Source organism: Fibrobacterota bacterium (assembly GCA_019509785.1).
In the GTDB taxonomy this organism is placed as follows: Bacteria; Fibrobacterota; Fibrobacteria; order UBA11236; family UBA11236; genus Chersky-265.
The window spans coordinates 1-3,941 of record JAEKLQ010000098.1 but is presented as its reverse complement, the minus strand read 5'-3'; the positions used below and the strand labels follow the sequence as shown (position 1 = coordinate 3,941).

The 3,941-nt window shown below is 62.2% G+C and carries 3 protein-coding genes; all 3 read left to right on the top strand.

Translation table 11 applies throughout. The annotated features are described in order from the left end of the window. Positions 1-1,873 (top strand): SUMF1/EgtB/PvdO family nonheme iron enzyme (locus tag JF616_22800; protein ID MBW8890593.1); only part of this gene is annotated, 1,873 nt, incomplete at its 5' end. A gap of 116 nt (positions 1,874-1,989) precedes the next feature. After that, positions 1,990-2,721 (top strand): metallophosphoesterase family protein, encoded by a 732-nt coding sequence (locus JF616_22795; GenBank protein ID MBW8890592.1) that lies wholly within the window; start codon positions 1,990-1,992, stop codon positions 2,719-2,721. A 194-nt stretch (positions 2,722-2,915) separates the two neighbouring features. Further along, on the top strand, positions 2,916-3,941 hold a 1,026-nt coding region (locus JF616_22790; protein ID MBW8890591.1), incomplete at its 3' end, for an oligosaccharide flippase family protein.

Genomic DNA, 3,941 nt, shown 5'->3' with positions numbered 1-3,941 from the left:
CGAGGAGGAATTACCCGGCAAGGCTCCGCAGATCCTGCCTTTAGGGTCGGGGTTGTTCGTCCGCATGCAGCAGCGGCCCTTCCTACGCGTCGAAAGCCACTCCCAGGATGATTTCTTTTCCGCCCAGGCCGAATTCCGGATCCGCAATTCCATCAAGGGCGAGTTGGGCTTCACCGATGGGCAATGGCGCCCCTTGGCCGAAAACAAGATGACCTGGAGCAATAAGAGCGTCTCGCCGGCCGGGGGCAACGGCGACATCAAGCTGATGCTGAAGCCTCGCGTGGAAATGTTGCTGGAAGGCGCCAACGGGCCCGTGTTCACCTTCGGCCCTTACGCCCACGTGGTCGCGACCCGTTCCGGGACCGCCGCCGCATGGGCCCAACCCGATCCGATCGCCGCGGAATCCACCGCCGCCGCGCTTTCCCTGCGGCGCGACCTCGCGCTCGGGCCCGCCGTCCCTTTCAACCGGGAAATCAGCCTCGGGGCGGACATCCATATGGAATCGCGCACGACTTTCCTGGGCCCTTCCGACCCGCGGGACTTCCTGCTCTTCTCCGGCGAGCAAAGCGTCATGGCGCCTCCGAAAGAGGGGACGCTCTTCATCAAGGAGCCCGATAGCAACCGCCTGGTCCTGCAATGCTCCACCTATCCGACTTCCGATTACTACGTCATCCAGCAAAAGGTGGCGAACGGATCCTGGGAGACGTTGCTGGACAAAGCCATCGGTCCGCGCCTACGCCTTCCCCCGCTGAAGCCGGGCGTCGCCTACCGCTTCCGCGCCATAGGCGTGAATGCCATGGGTTTCGGGCCCGCGTTCCCCCCGGAAGGCGTGGCCTACCTCGCGCCGATCCCCAATCATCCGCCTTATCCACCGCTAGGGGTCTTCCCGGATTCCGCCGCGGTCCTGCCGGATACCCAGCCCGTGGTCCTGAAATGGAGGGGGGGCGATCCCGATCCCGGCTCGAGGGTGACGTACTCGCTTTACCTGGATACCCGCTATCCGCCCGTCTCCCTGCGCGGGAGTAACCTGTGGGATACGTCCCTGGCCCTATCGGATCTGAAGCCGGGTACCGTTTATTATTGGAAGGTGGTCGCCAGCGACGGGATCGATCGCAGCGAGGGCGCCGTCCGCGCCTTCGCGGTGCGCCCGCCCAGCCCCCTGCCGCCGCAGCCGGCGAAAGGTTTCCGCGCCGGCTACCCCCTGGTATTCGTGCCGAAGGGGAGCTACCTCCGCGAGGACGGGAAACGGGTGCAGGTGGGGCCTTTGTTCATGGGCAAGTACGAGGTAACCCAGGGCGAGTTCGAGAAGATCACCGGCCGCAATCCATCGTACCGCCTGCAGGATTCGCTGCCCGTGGATCGCGTGACCTGGGAAGAAGCGGAGTCGTTCTGCCGCGAGACCGGGGGACGTCTGCCCACGGAGGCGGAATGGGAGTACTCCGCGCGCGCGGGGAGCCCTTCCGGATACTATTGGGGCGAAGACGATGCCAAGGATTATGCTTGGTACCACGAGAACTCGGATGATCGCACCCAGAAGGTCGGTCTCAAGAAACCGAACTCCTGGGGCCTGCACGACATGGCCGGGAACGTATTCGAATGGGTGCAGGATTGGTACGGCGAGTACGACTCCACCGACCTGGATCATCCCAAGGGCCCCGCCGCCGGCACGGCCAAGGTCATCCGGGGTGCGAGCTGGTACAGCGAGGCCACCTCCTTGAATCTGGAATCGCGCTTCAACAACCGTCCCGGCTTCCGCAATTTCAAAGTGGGATTCCGCTGCGCCCGCGACGTGGAAGGAACCGCCGCCGAGTGGACCGACCCCCCCGCGACCTTGGCTTCCCGTCCCGGCATCCCCGCGCCGAAGAGCCCCTAACCTAATGGTTACAAAGGGCGACGCCGGCCCCGGTTCGCGCGTCCAGGCCGGCTGGATCAAGAAAAGTGGTCGGAACTTGCGCATACTGATACCTTGATGCTAATTTTGCGAAGTCGATGAAATACGGGATCTATTCGGATATACACGGGAACCTGGAGGCGTTGCAACGCGTCCTGGAATCGATGCAGCGCCTGGGGGTGGACAAGAAGGTGTGCCTGGGCGACATCGTCGGATACGGGCCCTTTCCCAACGAATGCGTGGAGTTGGTGGCCGAGAATAGCGATCTCGTGATCCTGGGCAACCACGACAGCGTGGCCATCGGGCGCGAATCCTCGGAAGGCTGGAACAATTACAACGCCCAGCGCGCCATCGAATGGACCAGCAAGGTGCTTACGCCCGCCTCCGTCGATTTCTTCTCCAAGCTGCCCTACATGGCTTCCGAATCGCCGCTCATGTTCGTGCACGCCAGCCCCTGGTCCCCCGCCGATTGGAAGTACGTCTCCAGCCTGGACGATGCCGTGGACGCCTTTTCCTTTTTCACGGAACGGATCTGCTTCATAGGGCATACGCATTGGCCCATCATCGTGATCATGGAAGGCGAACAGTCCTTCAAGGTGGGCGAGAACCTGGTGCATACCCTGGAGCCCAACCAGCGCATCCTGGTGAACGACGGCAGCGTGGGCCAGCCGCGCGACCGGAACCCATTGGCCTCCTGGTGCCTGTGCGATACGGAAAAGATGTCGGTGGAAATCGTGCGGGTGGCCTACGACATCAGCAAAACGCAGGCGGCCATGCGCAAGAGCGGGTTCGCCGATTTCCTGATCAACAGGCTGTCCGAGGGACGGTAGACTGAAAGACTGGGCGCCGTCTTTCGTTAGGGTACAGGGTAAAGGGTAAAGGGTATAGGAAAACCGAAGCCCAATCCCAGTCTTCACCCTGAACCCTATACCCTTAACCCTTTACCCTTTACCCTTTACCCTTTACCCTTTACCCTCTTTCTTTCCACCTTCTTTTCCATGGGTCTTTCCTACCTTCCGGTCTTATGAGCCGCATCCGCGCCTTGGCCAAGGACTCGCTCATCTACGGCGCTTCCTCCATCGTCAGCCGCTTCCTCGTTTTCCTGCTGAATCCGTTCTACACCCACGTTTTCACGACCGCCGATTTCGGCATCCAGGCCTACATCCTCACCCTCATCCCCTTCCTCAATATCCTGTACCAATTCGGTTTCGATTCGGCCTACCTCCGCATGGCCGTCGATGCGGACGAGGAGAAGCGCAAGCGCCTGTTCGCTTCCGCCTTCTGGAGCCAGGCCGCGGGATCGCTGCTTTTCTCCCTCGCCTTCGCGGCCCTGGCCCATCCCCTGGCGCGGGCCTTCCTGATCCCCGCCGGGCATGAGAACCTTTTCTATTACGCGGCCGGCATCTTAGTGCTGGATACCCTGTGCGTGGTGCCTTTCGCGCATCTGCGCTTGCAGCGCAAGGCCGCCCTCTTCGCCGCCCTGCGCACGGGCAGCGTCCTGGTAACCATCGCCGGTAATCTGTTTTTCATCCTCAAATTGCATATGGGCCTGGCAGGGCCATTTCTGGCCAACCTGATCGCCAGCGGCGCCACCGCGGCCGCGTTCCTGCCCATGTTCTTCCGGGAAGCGCGGAGGCCGCCGGCTCCGGAAACCGTGCGCGCCTTGCTGGTGTTCGGATTGCCCTTGGTCCCATCGGGCCTGTACGGCACCATAAACGAGATGGCGGGCCGGCTTTTCATGCGGCATATCCACCAATCGGACATCGATAGGCTCTATCCGGGCCAGGGCTACGACGTGCTGAAGCTCTCCGGCATTTTCGCCTTGGCCTGGAAACTGGGGGTGTTCGGGCAACTGCTGGTGCAAATGTACCGGCTGGCCTGGCAGCCCTTCTTCCAGCAGCGCCAGAAGGATGCCGATGCGCCCGAGCTGTTCGGGCGCATCCTCCGGTATTTCCTCATCTTCATCGGTTATTGCTCCGTGACCTTGATGGCCTGCCTCGACAAGCTGGTGGCCATCCCTATCGGGGCCCATCAGCCCATCATCACCCCG